Origin of the sequence: Thermomonas sp. (assembly GCF_023953935.1) — a bacterium.
Lineage (GTDB): Bacteria > Pseudomonadota > Gammaproteobacteria > Xanthomonadales > Xanthomonadaceae > Thermomonas.
The window spans coordinates 396,270-413,423 of record NZ_JAMLIW010000001.1 but is presented as its reverse complement, the minus strand read 5'-3'; the positions used below and the strand labels follow the sequence as shown (position 1 = coordinate 413,423).

Here is a 17,154-nt window from a genome sequence, read left to right as displayed (position 1 = left end):
CCACCCGCCGGATGGAGACGTGGCATGAAAACCTGGATGATTCCCGCGATGATGGCCTTGGGCTTGTCGGCGTGCGCCAGCTACAACCTCACCGACAGCCAGCGTCTGGCCATGTACCAGGAGCACTCCGGCGAACCGGTGCAGCGGGTCAATTACACCACTCCGGTCGGCTGGGACCGGGTTGATGACCAGCACGTTGCACTTGACCTGCGGCCGGGCCAGCGCTGGCTGTTGACGCTGTCGGGGCCGTGCCTGCGATTCAACCGCAGCGGGAATGCCCTGCGGGTCTCCCCATCCGGCGGCATCGTGCTGTCACGCTTCGACATGGTGGAAGTGGTCGGATCCACCTTGAGCTGCCGGATCGAGGAAATCCGCCCGGTAGACCTGTCGGCGCTGCGCGCGGCTGAACAGCGGCTGCGCGAACAGCGCTGAGCACGCGAAATCGCCGCGGATTGCGCACTGTTTGCCGGATCGCTCAATCGTCCTTCGGAACGTAGCCCGGCGGCATGTGGACGCTGTTTTCGAACAGGAACTTGAGCATCTCCCGTTCCAGGAAGGCGCGCTGCTCCGGGTTCATCGGATGGATCCGGTATTCGTTGATCAGGATGGTCTGGTGGGCCAGCCAGCGCTTCCACGCCGGCTTGCCGACCTCGCGGTAGACGCGCAGCCCGGCCGCGCTGGGCCAGGGTGGGTAGTCCAATCCTTCGGTCTCGATGTCGTCGACGACGCAGTGGATCTTGCGCGTCATGCCTTGGGCTCCTGCAGCAGCTTGCGCACGGGGGCGGGCAGGCCGAGCCCGGACAGTTCGGCGGGCGTGGTCCAGCGCAGTTGACCATTGTCGGCGATGACGGCACGTTCGACGTTGACAGCGATCACGAGCGGCTGGATTTTCAGCTTGTAGTGGCTGAAGCCGTGCAGCAGCGGCTGCAGCGGCTGGGCGTGGTCGAAACCGGACTGGAAGTGGCGGTGGTACCAGCGCCGTGATTGTTCCAGATCGGGCTGCTCGGGCAGCGACCACAGCGAGGCCCACAGCCCGACCGGCGGGCGCCGCTCCAGCAGCACGCGGCCGTCGCCATCGTGCAGGATGAGCATGTGCGCCTCGCGCAGAGGCAACGGCTGGGCGACTCGCGGCGCGGGCAACTCCGACGTGCGGCCCTGTGCGCGGGCGACGCAGGCTTCGCGCAGCGGACAGGCCTTGCAGTCGGGGTTGGCGCGGGTGCAGACGGTGGCGCCCAGGTCCATCTGGGCCTGGGTCCAGTCGGCCGGGCGTTCCCGTGGCAGCAGCGTTTCGGCAATCGACCATAGTTGCTTCTCCACGGCGGGCGTACCCGGCCAGCCGTCGATACCGAATACGCGACAGAGCACACGTTTGACGTTGCCATCGAGGATGGGCGCCGGATCATTCCAGGCCTGCGACAGGATCGCGCCGGCGGTGCTGCGGCCGATGCCGGGCAGGGCCAGCAGTGCGTCGATGTCGCGCGGCAGTTCGCCCGCGTGGCGCTGCACGCACAGTTTCGCCGCCGTGTGCAGGTGGCGGGCGCGGGCGTAGTAGCCCAGCCCGGACCAGAGCGCGAGCACCTGATCCTGCGGCGCTGCTGCAAGGGCGGGCAAATCGGGCAGGGCGGTGACGAAGCGGTTGAAGTAGTCGATGACCACCGATACCTGCGTCTGTTGCAGCATGACCTCGCTCAGCCAGACCCGATAGGGCGTGCGCGGATGCTGCCAGGGCAGGTCGTGGCGACCGTGGCGATCGAACCACTCCAGCAGGCGTTCGGGGATGACGTTGCTCGCATCGCTGGTCGAAACCGGAGGGCAAGGCATCGCCCGCGTCGCGCGCCGCATGCACGGTTGATCCGCAGACGCCGCAGCGGCCTTGTTCGCCTGCCTGCTCATTCGACGCTCATTTCGATTTCGACGCCTTCCAGCGTCGCGCCATCGAATTCGATGCGTGGGGCCGTCAGCTTGCCGGCCAGTGGCGGCAGCGGCGATCCGGTGCTCGCGGCGTCCAGCCAGGTCAGGATTTCCGGCACGCGAACCTGCAACGCCAGCGCGGTGGCGTCACGCCGCAAAGACAGCGATGCGGGATCCGAGAAAGCCGGCGCGCCCTTGTAATCCAGGGCAAAGGGCAGGGAAGATTTCGATGCCGACAGCGGCGCCGGCAGCGTCGGCCATGCCTGCGGCCACGCGGCCAGTTCGCCGTCCAGATGCAGCGTCAGGCTGCGTCCCACCGACAGGCTGCCGCGGGCCTGCGCGGACGGGATCGCGCCTTCGCCCGCCAGCACAACCGTCACCGGCACGAAGCGCCAGAGCGCGTTGTTGAAGGCCATCGGCCCGTACAGGCCCAGCCGGAACGGAGCACGCGTCGCACCCGATTCATAGTGCGCAGCGATACCGAGCTTGGCCGGTTGCAGCAGCGCCGAATCCTTGCTGATCCGCAGCGGCCCACTCAGGACCACCTGCGCCGGCACGCGCCAGCCGTCGGTTTCGACCAAGGTCAATTGGCCGCGACCGGTCACCTGGGTGGGCGTACCGGCCAGCAGACCGCTGGGCTGGGCGACGGTGATGGACAGGTCGGCTGGAATCGAGATCGGGGCATCGAGATAACGGCCGCGCACCCTTGCCTGCGCGGAATGCTCCGGGTGCAGGGTCGGCAGGTCGATGGCGAGGCCATCGATGCGCCAGTCATCGTTGTCGATGCGGCCGTCGCGAACCCGCAATCCATTGGTCAGCCTCGGGATGCGAACGGGGCCGCTGGGCGGGCGCGTGGCCAGCCAACGCTGCAGGGCCGGAAGATCAAGCACTGGCGCATCCAGTTCGATGCGCCGCACGGTGAAGTCATCGCCACCCGTGCGCAGGGTGCGCCACGGCAACGACACGAACACGCGTTTGGCACGCAGCAGCGGCGTGTCGCCGGGGCGGCGGGCTACCAAGTCGACCAACACTATTTGCGGCGTGCCGCGCAGGCGGTAATCTAAGGATCGCGCGGTGATTTCAAGGTTCAGCGCCAGGCCGATCCGCTTCAGCAAAAACGGACCGGCGCGCTGCGGTTGCAGCAGCCAGCCGGCGATCAGCGCCAAGATCACCAAGGCGAGGGCCAGTCGCACCGTTAGCCTCACCGCCAGCCGCAGCCAGCGCCGGCGGACGGGCTTTGGCGCCGCCGTGGCGTTCACCCGCCCAGTGACTCCGGCAGCATGGCGTCAACGAAAGCGTTGGCATCGAATACCCGCAAGTCTTCCGGGCGCTCGCCAATGCCGGCGAAGCGGATCGGGATGCCGAACTCGCGCGCCAGCGCAAACACCACGCCACCCTTGGCGGTGCCGTCGAGCTTTGTCACCACCAATCCCGTCACCGGGATCTTTTCGTTGAACTTGCGCAGCTGGTTGATCGCGTTCTGGCCGGTGGTGCCGTCGATCACCATCAACACCTCGTGCGGCGCGTCCGGATCGAGCTTCTTCAGCACGCGGGCGACCTTGGCAAGTTCGTCCATCAGCCCGCCCTGGGTGTGCAGGCGGCCGGCGGTATCGGCGATCAGTACCTCGGTGCCACGCGATCTGGCAGCCTGCAGGGCATCGAAGGCGACCGAGGCGGCATCCGCGTTCTGACCCTGCGCCACCACGGCAACGTCGTTGCGTTCACCCCAGGCTTGCAGCTGCGCGACCGCCGCGGCGCGGAAGGTGTCTCCGGCGGCCAGCATCAGACTGTGGCCTTCGTCCTTGAAGCGCCGCGCCAGCTTGCCAATGGTGGTGGTCTTGCCGACGCCGTTGACGCCGATGGTGAGGATCACGAACGGTTTGCGACTGGTGTCGATGGCCAGCGGCCTCGCCACCGGAACCAGCAAGGCCACCAGTGCGGCGCGCAGGGCCGCCAGCAGCGCCCGCGCATCGGCGAATTCGCGCGCCTGCATCCGCTTGCGCAGCGCCTCGACCACTTCGGTACTGGCGGTGACCCCGACGTCGGCGGTGATCAGCGCGGTCTCGATCTCGTCGAGCAGATCATCGTCGAGGATGGGGTTGCGGCCCAGCAGCTCGGCCACGTCGGTATTGAGCAGCTTGCCGATCCGCTGCATCCAGCCGAGTTTGCCGGCGGCGGCGGGCGCGATCTCGTGCGGAGGGGCGGCCGTGGAGTCGGTCACCATCGCGGCGTGCCGTTGGCTGCCCTCGGCGGCTGGCGCGGGTGGCTCGGAGGGCTTGCGGCGGAACCAGCTGACCATGAATCCCGGAATGTCCGAAAATGGCCGTCATCCTAGCATTCGACAGATCCCACACTGGATGAACAAACGTCACTCCAAATCCGCGCATGCAGGCCCTGGCACGGTCCGGATCATCGGCGGCCGCTGGCGCGGGACGCGGCTGGCGGTGGCCGACAGCCCCGGCCTGCGGCCGACATCCGATCGGGTTCGGGAAACCCTGTTCAACTGGCTGCAATTCGAGTTGAAAGACGCGCGCGTGCTCGACCTGTTTGCCGGCAGCGGGGCGCTGGGGCTGGAGGCGGCCTCCCGCGGCGCGGCGCGGGTGGATCTGGTTGAATTGGATCCCGACTTGGCGCAGGCGCTGGAAACGGTGGTGAACAGGCTGGAAGCGACGGAGCAGGTGGCTGTCCACCGGGAGGATGCACGCCGGTTTCTGGCGCAGTGGCAGGGCCCGGGGTTCGATGTCGCCTTTGTCGATCCGCCGTTTGAAGCCGCACTTTGGGCGCAGATCCTGCCCGAATTGACGACGAAGCTGGCTTCCACAGCCTGGTTATATATTGAAAGTCCGGCCGGGCAATCGCCTGACCCTGGTCAGGAATGGGCACTGCATCGCGAAAAACGCACCCGCGAAGTTCGCTATGCGTTGTTCAGGCGGGGTAAACTCGGGGCAATGCCGAATCGAGAGGACTGACCGGCACCATGACAGCGGCAACCCGCATTGCGGTTTATCCCGGAACTTTCGACCCGATCACCAACGGGCATATCGATCTCGTGAATCGGGCGGCGCCGCTGTTCGAGCGGTTGATCGTCGGCGTCGCCGCCAGTCCCGGCAAAGGGCCGGCCCTGCCCATGGAGCTGCGGATCGGGCTGGCGCGGCAGGCGCTTGCGCACCATGCCCACGTCGAGGTGCGCGGGTTCGATTCGCTGTTGGCGCATTTCATGCGCGAGGTTGGCGGTGGCATCCTGCTGCGCGGGCTGCGTGCGGTGTCGGATTTCGAATACGAGTTCCAGATGGCGAGCATGAATCGCCACCTGATTCCGGAGGTCGAGACGCTGTTCCTGACCCCGGCCGAGCAATACGGTTTCATTTCGTCGTCGCTGGTGCGGGAAATTTCGCGACTGGGCGGCGACGTATCCGGCTTTGTACCCGCCGCGGTTTCCGCGGCGCTCGAAGCGCGGCGACGGGAGGATCAGGCATGACCACCGTCGCTTTCACTCCGCCAACCTGCCAGCCAGTACCCAAGACAGAGGGAACATCATGAACATGTTGACTCGCCTGCTCATCATCGCCTGTCTCATGCTGCCGTTTGCGGCCTGCAAGAAGCATGAAGCCCCGCAAGCCCAGGAACCGACGCCGGTTGCCTTGCCCGGTAGCGACAAACAGGCCGACTGGATCGCCTATCTGAATTACAAGCTGACGCCCCACATGGACGGCATCAGCGGCAGCCCGTTCGTTTACTTCCTGCCGGCGGCGACCACCGAGGATTTTGCCGGTCTGTATGAACGGCAGCTCGGCAAGCTCAAGGAAGACCTGAGCCGCGGCATCATCGAAGGCAACATGCTGGTGTTTGCTTCACCGGCACCGGACAAGGAAGTCGAGATGATGGAAGCGGCCTTTCCGGAGGTGCCGCAGGGAACGATGAAAGGCGTCAAGGTGGTGTTCATCGGCACCCCTGAGCTCAACGACCGGGCCAAGGCAGCGGTGAGCGCGGCCGGCGTCAACTACATTTTCATTGAAGCCAAGTGACGGCTGCGGCGGATTTCGTCGGAGCGGCGTGCTGACGCAGGCGCGAACCTTGACTGGCCGCGGTTCCCGGCTCGGGCTGCGGCTGGCGGTGGCGGCGCTCGGTTTGCTGCTGCCGTTGCTTGCGGTGGCTGCGCAAGTGACTGGTCCGGCGCGGACGGAACCCGCGCACCCGCCGGGTGCGGTGATTGCCAGTGCCCACGCGGCCGCCACCGATGCCGGTGCGCAGATCATCCGCGAAGGCGGCAACGCTTTCGACGCGGCGGTGGCGGTGTCGGCGGTGCTGTCGGTGGTCGAGCCGATCAGCTCGGGCCTGGGCGGCGGCGGTTTCTGGCTGCTGCATGATGCAAAGAGCGGTCGCGACGTGTTCATCGATGGCCGCGAGACGTCACCGGCAGCGGCCACGCCCGAGCGCTTCCTCGATCGTGCCGGCAACCTGGATCCCGATCGCGCCGAAAACGGCCCGTGGTCGGCGGGGATTCCCGGTTTGCCAGCGCTCCTGGTCCACGTTGCCCAGCGTTATGGCCGTCTGCCGCTGAAGCAGTCGCTGGCACCGGCGATCAAGCTCGCCCGCGAAGGGTTCCCGGTGTATGCGCGGATGGCGCGCGGCTACCAGCAGCGGCGCGCGGTCATGGATCGCTATCCGGGCACGCGGGCACTGTTCTCGCCGAATGGCAAACCGATCGCCGAGGGTGACATCTTCCGTCAACCAGACCTGGCGGCGACGCTGGAATTGCTGGCGGAGCAGGGCTTCGACGGGTTCTATCGCGGCCGGGTGGCGCGTCAACTTGTCGCGGCGGTCAATGCGGAAGGTGGGCAGTGGACATCTGCTGAACTTGCCGGTTATTCGGTGAAGGAACGCGAGCCGATCCGTTTCCGTTTTCATGACTGGAACATCGTGACGGCGCCGCCGGTGTCCTCGGGCGGGATCGCGCTGGCGCAGATGTTGCAGATCCTCGAACCCTACGATCTGAAGACAATGCCGGAGGCACAGCGGGTGCATCTGGTGGTGGAGTCGATGCGCCGCGCCTACCGCGACCGCACGTTCTACCTCGGCGATCCGGATTTCGTGCAGGTGCCGCAGGCGCTGCTGACCAGCCCCGCCTACGCCGCCGGGCTGCGCGCTTCGATCAATCCGGACAAGGCCACGCCGAGCAATCTGCTGTCCGGCCAGCCGACGCCGCTGGAGGATGAGGAAACCACGCATTTTTCGATCATCGATGCCGAAGGCAATCGCGTCGGTGCCACCCAGACGGTGAACCTGCTGTACGGCTCCGGGCTGGTGGCGTCCGGTACCGGTGTGCTGCTCAACGACGAGATGGACGATTTCGCGCTCAAGCCGGGCACGCCGAATGCCTTCGGGGTGATGGGCTATGCGGCCAACGCGCCCAAGCCCGGCAAGCGCATGCTCAGTTCGATGACGCCGACCTTCATGGAATCCCCGGACAAGGTGGTGGTGCTGGGTACGCCGGGCGGCAGCCGGATCATCACCATGGTCTTGCTCGGTATCCTCGGTTATGACGCTGGCCTCGATGCGCAGCAGGTCGCCGCGCTGCCGCGCTATCACCACCAATGGTTGCCGGACGTGATCGATGCCGAACCCGGTGCGATTTCCCCGGCCGCGGCGACGGCATTGCGGGCGATGGGCCACACCCTGGACCTGCCGCCGGATGAAGCCGCCGGCGGGCGCGGTTCCAGCCATGTCTGGGGGAACATGCAGACGGTGGAATGGGATCGCGTCCGCAATGTCCTGCTGGGTGGCAGCGATCCGCGCAATCCGGTGGGCAAGGCTGAGGTAGTGGTTTCGCCCTGAGGGGCGTTTGTTTGCACTGGCGTCAGCGCCGGCCGTCTGCCTGCGTGAGCGGCGAACCCGAGTGGGGCACCCGCAGCCTGCGCCTGTGCCTGCACTTGCCCCGCTGTCCGTCCGATCCCACGCAACGACGGCGGCAGGACGCTCTCCCTGAGTGACTGACGGATTTGCGCTGGCGTCAGCGCCGGCCGCCTGCCTGCATGATCGCTTCGCCTCTCAAGCTTCGCGTCCGGCTTCGATTCGCGGCCGCGGGCCATCCCTGGCCCGCTCGAACCGATCACGCAGGCAGGCGGCCCTATGGGTTTATTGCTGCTGTCGGCACATATTGGTTGTCAACGAGGGTTTCACCGGCCGGCGTACACTTCGGCCATGAAACTCTGGTCGATCGAAGGCAATACCCAGAAGCTCGACGGCGGCGCGATGTTCGGCAATGCGCCGCGTGCGCTGTGGGAGCGGTGGGTGCGGGTGGACGAACGCAACCGCATCGATCTGGCCTGTCGGGCGCTGCTGGCATCGCCCATCAACGGCAAGACCGTGCTGTTCGATACCGGCATTGGCGCGTTTTTCCCGCCGCAGCTGCGCGAACGCTACGGCGTGGTCGAAGACCATCACGCGCTGCTGGAGTCGTTGGCCAAGGCCGGCTTCGGCCACGAGGACATCGATGTGGTGGTGCTCTCGCATCTGCATTTCGACCACGTCGGCGGGCTGCTGGCGGCGTGGGAAGATGGCCAGCCGCTGCGGTTGCTGTTTCCCAATGCCACCTTCGTGGTCGGCGCAAAACACTGGCAGCGTGCGCGCCGTCCGCATCCGCGCGACCGCGCCAGCTTCATCCCGGAAGTGCCGGGCCTGCTGGAAGCCAGTGGACGGCTGGAACTGGTGGAGGGCGATTTCTGCAAGGCGCTGGGGCAATCGGTGCGCTTCCACCACAGCGACGGCCACACGCCGGGGCTGCTGCTGGCGGAAGTATTGGGACCGCGACTCGTGGATGGCGCTGCCCACGGCGGCGTGGTGTTCTGCGCCGACCTGATTCCCGGCATCCCGTGGGTGCACGTGCCGATCACGATGGGCTACGACCGTTGTGCCGAGGAGTTGATCGACGAGAAAACCGCCTTCCTCGAAGACATGCTGGCGCGCGAGGTCGGGCTGTTTTTCACCCACGACGCCGGGCATGCGCTGGCGCGGGTGGCCAAGGACGAGAAAGGGCGGTTCAGCGCGGTCAACGCGCAGGCGGAGCTGCGGGCGATGGCGTTGGGCTGAGAGCCGGGCGCGGGGGAAACCTTTGGGGCCATGCACCGCACTCCCCCGCTTGCGGGAGAAGGTGCCCGAAGGGCGGGTGAGGGTGCTTGCGGAAGAGAGCCCTCACGCGGTGACTGCTCAATCCACCGGCGTTCCGAACAAGCGATCGCCGGCGTCGCCCAGGCCGGGGCGGATGTAGGCGTTTTCGTCCAGGCGCTCGTCGATCGCCGCCACGTAGACCTCGATGTCCGGGTGCGCTGCCTCCAGCGCTTGCAGGCCTTCCGGCGCGGCGACCAGGAACAGGCATTTGATCCGCGTGCAGCCGGCGCCCTTGAGCAGTTGGATCGCCGCCGCTGCGCTGCCGCCGGTGGCCAGCATCGGGTCGATCAGCAAGGCGGTGCGCCGCTCCATGTGGTCTGCCAGACGCTGGTAATAGCCTTCCGGGCGATGCGTGGTCTCATCGCGGCGCAGCCCGATCACGCTGACCGGCGCGGCCGGCAGCAGGGATTGCACGCCGGGCAGGAACCCCAGCCCGGCGCGCAGGATCGGCACCAGGGTCAGCGCCTCGCTGCGCACGCGTTCGACCTGCAGGGGGCCGGCCCATGTCTGCACCTCGACCAGCTCGGTTGGCAGGTCGCGGGTGGCTTCAAGTGCCAGCAGCACCGCGATTTCACCGGCAAGCAGGCGGAAGTGCACCGGGTCGGTCGCGATATCGCGCAGCTTGCCGAGCTTGTGGCGGACCAGCGGATGGTCGACGACGACGGTTTTCATGCGTGCAGACTAGCCGAGAAATGAACGAGGCGGCCAGTGGCCGCCTCGTTGGTGGTAGTTCCTGCTGTCAGGTTCAGGCGGCTTCGGCCTGCTCCACGCGCGGACCTTCGAGGATGGCGCGCTTGACCAGCGCCACCACCAGCTTCAGCTCTTCGGAGCTGACGTTGAAGCGCGGGGTGAAGCGCAGCGAATTCTCGCCACCGTGGATCACGCCGATGCCGCGCTCGCGCATCCATTCCTCGGTGGAGCCGGCGCCATAGCCCTTGAACTGCTTGGTCAGTTCGCAGGAGAACAGCAGACCGGTGCCCTGCACCTTGGTGATCTGGCCGTCGAGTTCGGCTTTCAGCGCTTCCAGCAGGGCGATGGCTTCGCGGCCACGTTGCTGGATGTTGGCGCGCAGGGCCGGGGTGATCTGGCCGAGCACGGCGCAGGCCACGTCCAGCGCACGCGGGTTGGCGGTCATGGTGTTGCCGTACAGGCCACGCTTGTACATGGCGGCGGCGCGTTCGGTGACGGCGAGCACCGACAGCGGGTACTGGCCGGCGTTGAGCGCCTTGGAATAGGTTTCCATGTCCGGCGGGGTGACGCCCTCGAAGCCGGGGTAATCGACGATCGACAGGTAGCCGGTGGCGCGCAGGCCGGCCTGGATCGAATCCACCAGCAGCAGGCTGCCGTGTGCGGCGGTCAGCTCGCGGGCGAGGTTGTAGTACGCCACCGGCACGCTGCGGCCCGGATCGCCTTCGCCCATCACCGGTTCCAGGTACATCGCCTGGATGAACCAGCCGTTGGCTTCGGCGTCGGCGAACACCTTGCGCAGGGCGTCCATGTCATAGGGGGCCACGGTCAGCACCGAATCCTCGCCGCGGAAGCTGGCCAGATACTGGACGTAGGTCTTGCGGCTGGAATCCGAGTACAGCGCCGGCGCTTCGGTGCGGCCGTGGAAGGCGCCCTTCACGACCAGCCGTTTGATGGTCTTGCCGGCGTGGCGCGCGCCCGGATCGGTCATCGTCTTGGCATTGGCGTCAACGATGCGCGAAGCCAGCGACACCGATTCCGAACCCGAGTTCAGGCACATGAAGGAGACGTACGGGCAGCCGCCCCGGGTCTGGCCGATCTCGCGCTTCATCGCGCGGGCAAAGCGCAGCTGCGAGACGTTCGGGGTCATGATGTTGGCCATCGCCTGCGGCTTGGCCATTGCGGCGGCCACTGCCTCCGGCGTGTGGCCGAAGCCGAGCATGCCGTAGCCGCCGGTGTCATACAGCACCGCGCCCTTGAGCGTCACCAGCCACGGGCCGCGCGCGGTCAAGGCCACGTAGGGGTTGGCGGCATCTTCGGCGTAGAAATTGACGAAGCCGGACTGGACTTCGTGCGCCTGCGCGGCTTCGTCCATCTCCAGCAATTCCGGGAATTCGGCGCGTACGTGCGCGTATTCGTCCGCGGCGGCGGCGATGGCTGCGCCCAGCTGCGGATCGCGTGCCGCGAACTCGAGCACGGTGGCGTCGTCGAGGCCGGTGGTGCGCGCCTTGCCGTGCGCGCGCAGGGGGGCGAGGGTGTCGATCAGGCTCATGGGTTCTCCTTTCCGGCTGGTGCCGCAAATCCACTGTTCAACCCATTATTATCAACAGTTCCCGGTCGAAAAACAGGTCGGATTCGACCGCTTCGACGGGCAATTCGGGCGATGTGCCGGTATGCTTCGCCGATATGCCGATTTCCGCCGCCGACGAACTGCTGCTGGCCGTGCTGCGCGAGAACGCGCGCGCCTCAACCGCCGACATCGCGCGCAAGCTCGGGCTGTCGCGCACCACGGTGCAAAATCGCATCGCCCGGCTCGAACATCAGGGCGTGATTCGCGGCTACACGGTGCGGATCGATGAAGAGCTCGAGCAAAGCCGCATCCGCGCCCACATCCTGATCACCCTGCGTCCGCGCCAGATGGCGATGGCGGTGAAGGCCCTGCGCGGCATGCACGAAGTGCGCGTGCTGTATTCGATCAGCGGCGGCCACGACCTGATTGCGCTGGCGACCACCGCCAGCGTCGGCGAAATGGACGTGCTGACCGACCGCATCGGCGCGATCGACGGGGTCGAGCGCACCAATACCTCGATCATCCTGTCGACCAAGTTCGAGCGGTAGCCCGCCATGTCCGACTTCTGGAAAAAATGCCTGTTGATTCTGACGCTGTTCGTCATTTCGATATCCGCATCGGCCGGGCAAGGTCGTCTCGGCTTGACGGTGGCGTTCACGGCCCAGCGCACCACTTTCGACGCCAGGATGGATCGCCTGGTCATCAACGGCGTCGAGAAAGACTCCCCTGCGATGCGGGCGGGCCTGATGTCTGGCGACATCATCGAGTCGTTGAACGGAATGACCGTGACCGGGCAGTCGGGAAGAAAGCTGTTCAAGGCCATGGCGGCCATCCGGACCGGCGACAGCGTCCGCATGACGGTGCTGCGTGGCGGCAAGCGGCTCTCCGTCAGCATGGTCGCCGGGTAGCGCCTCGCCGAGAGGTGGTGGTAGTCCTTCGGCGGCGCGCTGTGTGCCTCTTACAATGACGCGCTCGTTTCCAGAAGTCCGCAACGCTTGAAGACCTCCGATTTCCACTACGGCCTGCCGCCCGATTTGATCGCCCAGGCGCCGCTGGCGCAGCGTTCGGCCAGCCGCCTGCTGGTGGTTCCGCCGGGTGCGGGGAAGTTCGAGGATCGCCATGTCCGCGACCTCCCGACGCTGCTGCGCGCCGGAGATCTGCTGGTGTTCAACGACACCCGGGTGATTCCGGCGCGGCTGTTCGGACACAAGGCCAGCGGCGGTCGGGTCGAGATCATGATCGAACGGCTGCGCCCGGATGCGCAGGCGCTGGTGCAGTTGGGCGTGAGCAAACCGCCGCAGATCGGCAGCCGGATCGCGCTGGATGCAGGCGGTGAGGCCGAGGTGCTGGCGCGTGCGGAAGACGGTTTCTGGACGCTGCGCTTCCACGTCGATGCGTCGCTGGAGACGTGGCTGCAGCGGGTCGGCCAGATGCCGCTGCCGCCCTACATCACGCGTGCGCCGGACGCGGCCGATGCCGAGCGCTACCAGACCGTGTTCGCACGCGAAACCGGCGCGGTGGCGGCGCCCACCGCCGGCCTGCACTTCGATCCGGCCTTGCTCGATGCGCTGCAGGAACGTGGCATCGCATTCGCCTATGTGACATTGCACGTCGGTGCCGGGACCTTCCAGCCGGTGCGGGTGGATGATGTCGAGCGCCACCACATGCACAGCGAATGGATCCACGTCAGCGAAGCGCTGGTCGGACAGGTGATGCGCACCCGCGCTGCCGGTGGCCGGGTGATCGCGGTGGGCACTACCGTGGTGCGGGCGCTGGAAAGTGCCTGTGGCGATGGGCGCTTGCAACCGTTCACCGGCGATACCCGGATCTTCATCTATCCCGGCTACCGTTTCCGCGCCATCGACGGCCTGATGACCAATTTCCACCTTCCCGAAAGCACCTTGCTGATGCTGGTGTCGGCCTTCGCCGGCAAGTCGCGGATCTTCAGCGCCTACGGCCACGCCGTGCGCGAGCGCTATCGGTTCTTCAGCTATGGCGATGCGATGTTGTTGTGGCCGGCGGAGCAGGCTGCATGAGTTTTTCATTCGTCATTCCGGCGAAGGCCGGAATCCATTTCCGCTTCCAGAGAATAGGCAGGGCCAAAATGGATCCCGGCGTCCGCCTCAGCATGACCTCCGGGCGGCCGGGGCTTCTCCCCGGCGCATGCGAACGTCCGTGTTCGATGCGCCGCCTCGCGCCATCCATGGCGCGCTTTACGAAGCCCCGGCCGCCCGCGGGCCATGCTTCCGACTTTCTGGAGGCCTCGCATGAGCCGCATGTCCTTTGATCTGCTGAACACCGACGGCAGCGCTCGCCGCGGTAGCATCAGCTTTCCGCGCGGCGTCATCGAAACCCCGGCGTTCATGCCGGTGGGGACCTATGGCTCGGTCAAGGGCGTGCTGCCGCAGCAGGTGCGCGACCTCGGCGCGCAGATCATTCTCGCCAATACCTTCCACCTCTATTTGCGTCCCGGGTTGGAGGTGATCGAAGCGCACGGCGGCCTGCACGGCTTCGCCCGCTGGGACGGGCCGATCCTGACCGATTCCGGCGGCTTCCAGGTGTTCTCGCTGGCGCACCGGCGCAAGATCACCGAGGCCGGAGTCACCTTCGCCGCGCCCACCGATGGCCGCCAGGTGTTCCTGGGGCCCGAGGAATCGATGCACATCCAGAAGGTGCTGGGCAGCGACATCGTGATGATTTTCGACGAGTGCCCGCCGGTGAATATCGATGGCCAGCCGGCCGACAAGCGCCTGATCGACCAATCCATGCAACTGTCGCTGCGCTGGGCCGAGCGCTCCAGAAATGCCCACGAGGGCAATGACGCAGCGCTGTTCGGCATCGTCCAGGGCGGCGTCCATCGCGACCTGCGCACGCGATCGGCGGACGGGCTGAAGCAGATCGGATTCGATGGTTATGCGATCGGCGGGCTCGCGGTCGGCGAGACCGAGGACGAGCGCAATGCCATGCTCGACCACACCTGCCCGCAGCTGCCCGAAGGCCGGCCGCGCTACCTGATGGGCGTGGGCCGCCCCGAAGATCTGGTCGAGGCGGTGGCGCGCGGGGTCGACATGTTCGACTGCGTGATGCCCACCCGCAATGCCCGCAATGGTCATTTTTTCACCAGTACCGGCGTGATCCGGGTGCGTAATGCGCAGTACGAACACGACCTGCGGCCGATCGAGGAGGGCTGCGACTGCGTGGCCTGCGCGGGCGGCTTCAGCCGCAGCTACCTGCGCCACCTCGACCGCTGCAACGAAATGCTGGCGCCGATGCTGGGCACCCTGCACAACCTGCGCTACTACCAGCGCTTGATGGCGCAGATGCGGGATGCGATCGAAGCGGGAACTTTTGCGGCATTCCGCGAGTCTTTCCACGCGGCCCGGCGCGCCTGAGGCTGCCCCCTCATCCGCCCCCGCCTTCGCGGGGGCAGGTTCTTCGGGCAGCTTCTGCAAGCGTGCGGGAGAAGGGAGCGGCCCGACATGGCATAATGCGCGGCTGGCCGTTTCCGGCCCTTTGTTGATCTTCCCGGACACCCCATGAATCCTCTTGATTTCCTGATCCCGGTCGCCCACGCCCAGTCCGCCGGTTCCGGCCAGCCCGACAGCATGCTGTCCTCTTCGCTGTTCTTCCTCGCGCTGATCGCGATCATGTACTTCATCATGATCCGGCCGCAGATGAAGCGGCAGAAAGAGCACCGGCAGATGCTCGAAAAACTGCACAAGGGCGATGAGGTCATCACCAGCGGCGGCATCGCCGGCACCGTGGCGGCGATCAGCGAGAGCTTCATCACGGTGGAAGTCGCCGACGGTGTGCAGCTGCGGGTCCAGAAGGGCGCAATCTCCAACGTCCTGCCCAAGGGCACCCTGAAATCCGCCTGATCCGCCCAACGATCCACTGATGTTCGAAGGTTTGGCGTCTGCCGCCAACTGAGGTTTGCCGATGCTCGTCTACAGCCGCCTGAAATACTTCATTGCCGCGATTGTCCTGATTCTCAGCGCGTTTTACGCGGTGCCGAACATGTATCCGCAGGACCCTTCGGTGCAGATCACCGCCAACCGCGGGGCGCGCATCGATGCCGCCTTCCAGACCCGCGTCGCGGCGGCGCTGAAGACGGCGAACCTCACACCCAAGGAGATCGAAGTCCAGAAGGACGGCAATCTGCTGGTGCGCCTGGCATCGGCGGACGATCAGTCGCGCGCGGCCGGAGCGCTGCGCGAGCTCGCCGGCAGCGACTATGTGGTGGCATTGAACCTGGCTTCGACGGTGCCGGACTGGATGGCGGCTCTTGGCGCCAAGCCCATGCTGCTTGGTCTGGACTTGCAGGGTGGCGTGTACTTCCTGATGCAGGTCGACCGCCATGCGGCCATGCGGAAGTTGTTCGAATCGGCCGCCGAGGACATCCGCGGCGTGCTGCGTGACAACCGCATCCGCTACATCTCGGTGGAGCCGGCGGCCAACAACACGGTCATCGCCAAATTGAGCGCCGGCCAGGATCCGAATGCGGCAGAGCGCCTGATCGCCACCAGCATGCCGACCTACCAGATCAGTGCCGAGGGCGACACCATTCGGGTGCAGATTCCGCAAACCGAACTGGACAAGGCCCTTGCCGATGCCGTGCAGCAGAACATCGGCACCCTGAGCAACCGCATCAACGAATTGGGCGTCGCCGAGCCGATCATCCAGCGCCAGGGCGCCGACCGCATCGCGATCCAGCTGCCGGGCGTGCAGGACACCGCGCAAGCCAAGCGCATCCTCGGTGCGACTGCCACGCTGGAGTACCGCGGCGTGGTCGAGGGCAATGCGATCGAGGCCCGCGATACCGGCAACATTCCGCCGGAGGCGCGCATCTACTACCGCAAGGAGCTGGGCCCGGACGGCAAGCCGACCCCGGTCCTGCTCAACAAGCGCGTGATCGCCTCCGGCGAACAGCTCCAGACCGCGTCCTCGTTCTTCGATTCGCAGTCGGGCACTCCCGCGGTGCGGGTGCGCCTGAACGCGGCCGGCGGCCAGCGCATGTTCGACTATTCCAGCGCCCACGTCGGCAAGCTGATGGCGGTGGTCTACATCGAGCGCATCCCCGAAGTGAAGATGGTCGATGGTCGCGAAGTGCGCAGTACCCGCACCCGCGAGCAGGTGATCTCGGTGGCCACCATCCAGGGCACGCTGGGCAAGGAGTTCCAGACCACCGGCCTGGACAGCATGAAGGATGCGGCCGACCTGGCGCTGCTGCTGCGCGCCGGCGCGCTGGCGGCGCCGATGGACTTCGTCGATGAACGGACCATCGGCCCGAGCCTGGGCAGGGAGAACGTCGATCGCGGCCTCAAGGCGGTGACCTACTCCTTCCTGTTCGCGCTCGGGTTCTTCCTCGTCTATTACCGGGTGTTCGGCCTGGTCACCTGCCTGGCGCTGTTGATCAACCTGGTCATGGTGTTTGCCTTGATGTCGATGATCGGGGCGACCATGAGCCTGCCCGGCCTTGCCGGCATCGCGCTGACGGTGGGCATGTCGGTGGACGCCAACGTGCTGATCAACGAACGAATACGCGAGGAATTGCGGATCGGGCTGCCGCCGCAGAAAGCCATTGCCGAAGGCTACGACCGCGCCTCAGGGACCATTCTCGATGCCAACGTCACGGCGTTCCTGGCCGGACTGGCGATGTTCGCCTTCGGCAGCGGCCCGCTGAAGGGGTTCGGCATGACCACCATGCTCGGCATCATCACCTCGGCCTACACCGCGGTCTCGGTCTCGCGCGGCATCGCCACCGCGATCTACGGCGGCAAGCGCAAGCCGAAGTCGGTTTCGATCTGAAGGAGCACAGG

At 66.4% G+C, this 17,154-nt stretch carries 16 protein-coding genes and 2 pseudogenes; 12 read left to right on the top strand and 6 right to left on the bottom strand.

The window, feature by feature from the left end:
* Nucleotides 1–24 precede the first annotated feature (24 nt).
* Complete coding sequence (locus M9902_RS01895; RefSeq protein ID WP_297220792.1) at nt 25–432, top strand: DUF6491 family protein; 408 nt, start codon at nt 25–27, stop codon at nt 430–432.
* 43 nt (nt 433–475) lie between these two features.
* Here M9902_RS01895 and M9902_RS01890 read toward each other — a convergent pair whose 3' ends face one another.
* The 4 genes and pseudogenes from M9902_RS01890 to ftsY form a co-directional block, all read right to left on the bottom strand.
* Nucleotides 476–748 carry an oxidative damage protection protein gene (locus M9902_RS01890; RefSeq protein WP_297220790.1) on the bottom strand — a complete coding sequence of 91 codons (273 nt, stop codon included), beginning with the start codon at nt 746–748 and terminating at the stop codon, nt 476–478.
* Nucleotides 745–1,821, bottom strand: a complete 1,077-nt coding sequence (mutY, locus tag M9902_RS01885; RefSeq protein WP_297221007.1) for an A/G-specific adenine glycosylase — start codon at nt 1,819–1,821, stop codon at nt 745–747. The genes M9902_RS01890 and mutY overlap by 4 nt, the downstream gene beginning before the upstream one ends.
* A 68-nt stretch (nt 1,822–1,889) precedes the next feature.
* Complete coding sequence (locus tag M9902_RS01880; RefSeq protein WP_297220789.1) at nt 1,890–3,104, bottom strand: hypothetical protein; 1,215 nt, start codon at nt 3,102–3,104, stop codon at nt 1,890–1,892.
* Between the two features lie 62 nt (nt 3,105–3,166).
* Nucleotides 3,167–4,015: pseudogene (ftsY, locus tag M9902_RS01875) on the bottom strand (signal recognition particle-docking protein FtsY); the annotation flags it as partial.
* Between the two features lie 253 nt (nt 4,016–4,268).
* Here ftsY and rsmD point away from each other — a divergent pair.
* From rsmD to M9902_RS01850, 5 genes and pseudogenes are all read left to right on the top strand, one after another.
* Entirely contained in the window at nt 4,269–4,880 is a 612-nt protein-coding gene (gene rsmD, locus M9902_RS01870; RefSeq protein WP_297221005.1) for a 16S rRNA (guanine(966)-N(2))-methyltransferase RsmD, read from the top strand.
* Between the two features lie 8 nt (nt 4,881–4,888).
* Complete coding sequence (gene coaD / locus M9902_RS01865) at nt 4,889–5,389, top strand: pantetheine-phosphate adenylyltransferase (RefSeq protein WP_297173038.1); 501 nt, start codon at nt 4,889–4,891, stop codon at nt 5,387–5,389.
* 58 nt (nt 5,390–5,447) lie between these two features.
* Nucleotides 5,448–5,936: a hypothetical protein gene (locus M9902_RS01860; RefSeq protein WP_297220786.1), complete on the top strand. Its 489-nt coding sequence runs from the start codon at nt 5,448–5,450 to the stop codon at nt 5,934–5,936.
* 163 nt (nt 5,937–6,099) lie between these two features.
* Nucleotides 6,100–7,746: pseudogene (ggt, locus tag M9902_RS01855) on the top strand (gamma-glutamyltransferase); the annotation flags it as partial.
* Between the two features lie 366 nt (nt 7,747–8,112).
* On the top strand, nt 8,113–9,000 hold the full coding sequence (locus M9902_RS01850) for an MBL fold metallo-hydrolase (RefSeq protein ID WP_297220784.1): 888 nt from the start codon (nt 8,113–8,115) through the stop codon (nt 8,998–9,000).
* Nucleotides 9,001–9,117: 117 nt separating this feature from the next.
* Here the strand turns inward: M9902_RS01850 and upp are convergent, their stop codons facing one another.
* Both upp and M9902_RS01840 read right to left on the bottom strand, forming a co-directional pair.
* Nucleotides 9,118–9,750 (bottom strand): uracil phosphoribosyltransferase, encoded by a 633-nt coding sequence (gene upp, locus M9902_RS01845; RefSeq protein WP_297220782.1) that lies wholly within the window; start codon nt 9,748–9,750, stop codon nt 9,118–9,120.
* A gap of 73 nt (nt 9,751–9,823) precedes the next feature.
* On the bottom strand, nt 9,824–11,317 hold the full coding sequence (locus tag M9902_RS01840) for an aminotransferase class III-fold pyridoxal phosphate-dependent enzyme (protein ID WP_297220780.1): 1,494 nt from the start codon (nt 11,315–11,317) through the stop codon (nt 9,824–9,826).
* 134 nt (nt 11,318–11,451) lie between these two features.
* Here M9902_RS01840 and M9902_RS01835 point away from each other — a divergent pair, with 134 nt between their 5' ends.
* From M9902_RS01835 to secD, 6 genes are all read left to right on the top strand, one after another.
* Entirely contained in the window at nt 11,452–11,883 is a 432-nt protein-coding gene (locus M9902_RS01835) for an Lrp/AsnC family transcriptional regulator (RefSeq protein WP_297220778.1), read from the top strand.
* A 6-nt stretch (nt 11,884–11,889) separates the two neighbouring features.
* A complete protein-coding gene (locus M9902_RS01830; RefSeq protein WP_297220776.1) occupies nt 11,890–12,243 on the top strand; it encodes a PDZ domain-containing protein in 354 nt (117 codons plus the stop codon).
* An 87-nt stretch (nt 12,244–12,330) separates the two neighbouring features.
* On the top strand, nt 12,331–13,371 hold the full coding sequence (gene queA, locus M9902_RS01825; protein ID WP_297220774.1) for a tRNA preQ1(34) S-adenosylmethionine ribosyltransferase-isomerase QueA: 1,041 nt from the start codon (nt 12,331–12,333) through the stop codon (nt 13,369–13,371).
* Between the two features lie 231 nt (nt 13,372–13,602).
* A complete protein-coding gene (tgt, locus tag M9902_RS01820) occupies nt 13,603–14,727 on the top strand; it encodes a tRNA guanosine(34) transglycosylase Tgt (RefSeq protein ID WP_297220772.1) in 1,125 nt (374 codons plus the stop codon).
* 144 nt (nt 14,728–14,871) lie between these two features.
* Nucleotides 14,872–15,213, top strand: coding sequence for a preprotein translocase subunit YajC (gene yajC, locus M9902_RS01815; RefSeq protein WP_297173068.1), 342 nt, complete (start codon nt 14,872–14,874; stop codon nt 15,211–15,213).
* A gap of 61 nt (nt 15,214–15,274) precedes the next feature.
* The gene (gene secD, locus M9902_RS01810; RefSeq protein ID WP_297173071.1) at nt 15,275–17,143 is read left to right on the top strand and encodes a protein translocase subunit SecD; all 1,869 of its coding nucleotides are present in this window, start codon (nt 15,275–15,277) and stop codon (nt 17,141–17,143) included.
* The last annotated feature ends 11 nt before the right edge of the window (nt 17,144–17,154 follow it).

What these genes read in the sequence shown, in the direction of transcription:
- secD (WP_297173071.1), top strand. Translation starts at nt 15,275, where the DNA reads ATGCTCGTCTACAGCCGCCTGAAATACTTCATTGCCGCGATTGTCCTG.
- yajC (WP_297173068.1), top strand. Translation starts at nt 14,872, where the DNA reads ATGAATCCTCTTGATTTCCTGATCCCGGTCGCCCACGCCCAGTCCGCC.
- M9902_RS01840 (WP_297220780.1), bottom strand. Translation starts at nt 11,317, where the DNA reads ATGAGCCTGATCGACACCCTCGCCCCCCTGCGCGCGCACGGCAAGGCG.
- M9902_RS01830 (WP_297220776.1), top strand. Translation starts at nt 11,890, where the DNA reads ATGTCCGACTTCTGGAAAAAATGCCTGTTGATTCTGACGCTGTTCGTC.
- M9902_RS01850 (WP_297220784.1), top strand. Translation starts at nt 8,113, where the DNA reads ATGAAACTCTGGTCGATCGAAGGCAATACCCAGAAGCTCGACGGCGGC.
- M9902_RS01835 (WP_297220778.1), top strand. Translation starts at nt 11,452, where the DNA reads ATGCCGATTTCCGCCGCCGACGAACTGCTGCTGGCCGTGCTGCGCGAG.
- tgt (WP_297220772.1), top strand. Translation starts at nt 13,603, where the DNA reads ATGAGCCGCATGTCCTTTGATCTGCTGAACACCGACGGCAGCGCTCGC.
- upp (WP_297220782.1), bottom strand. Translation starts at nt 9,750, where the DNA reads ATGAAAACCGTCGTCGTCGACCATCCGCTGGTCCGCCACAAGCTCGGC.
- mutY (WP_297221007.1), bottom strand. Translation starts at nt 1,821, where the DNA reads ATGCCTTGCCCTCCGGTTTCGACCAGCGATGCGAGCAACGTCATCCCC.
- M9902_RS01860 (WP_297220786.1), top strand. Translation starts at nt 5,448, where the DNA reads ATGAACATGTTGACTCGCCTGCTCATCATCGCCTGTCTCATGCTGCCG.
- rsmD (WP_297221005.1), top strand. Translation starts at nt 4,269, where the DNA reads ATGAACAAACGTCACTCCAAATCCGCGCATGCAGGCCCTGGCACGGTC.
- M9902_RS01890 (WP_297220790.1), bottom strand. Translation starts at nt 748, where the DNA reads ATGACGCGCAAGATCCACTGCGTCGTCGACGACATCGAGACCGAAGGA.
- coaD (WP_297173038.1), top strand. Translation starts at nt 4,889, where the DNA reads ATGACAGCGGCAACCCGCATTGCGGTTTATCCCGGAACTTTCGACCCG.
- M9902_RS01895 (WP_297220792.1), top strand. Translation starts at nt 25, where the DNA reads ATGAAAACCTGGATGATTCCCGCGATGATGGCCTTGGGCTTGTCGGCG.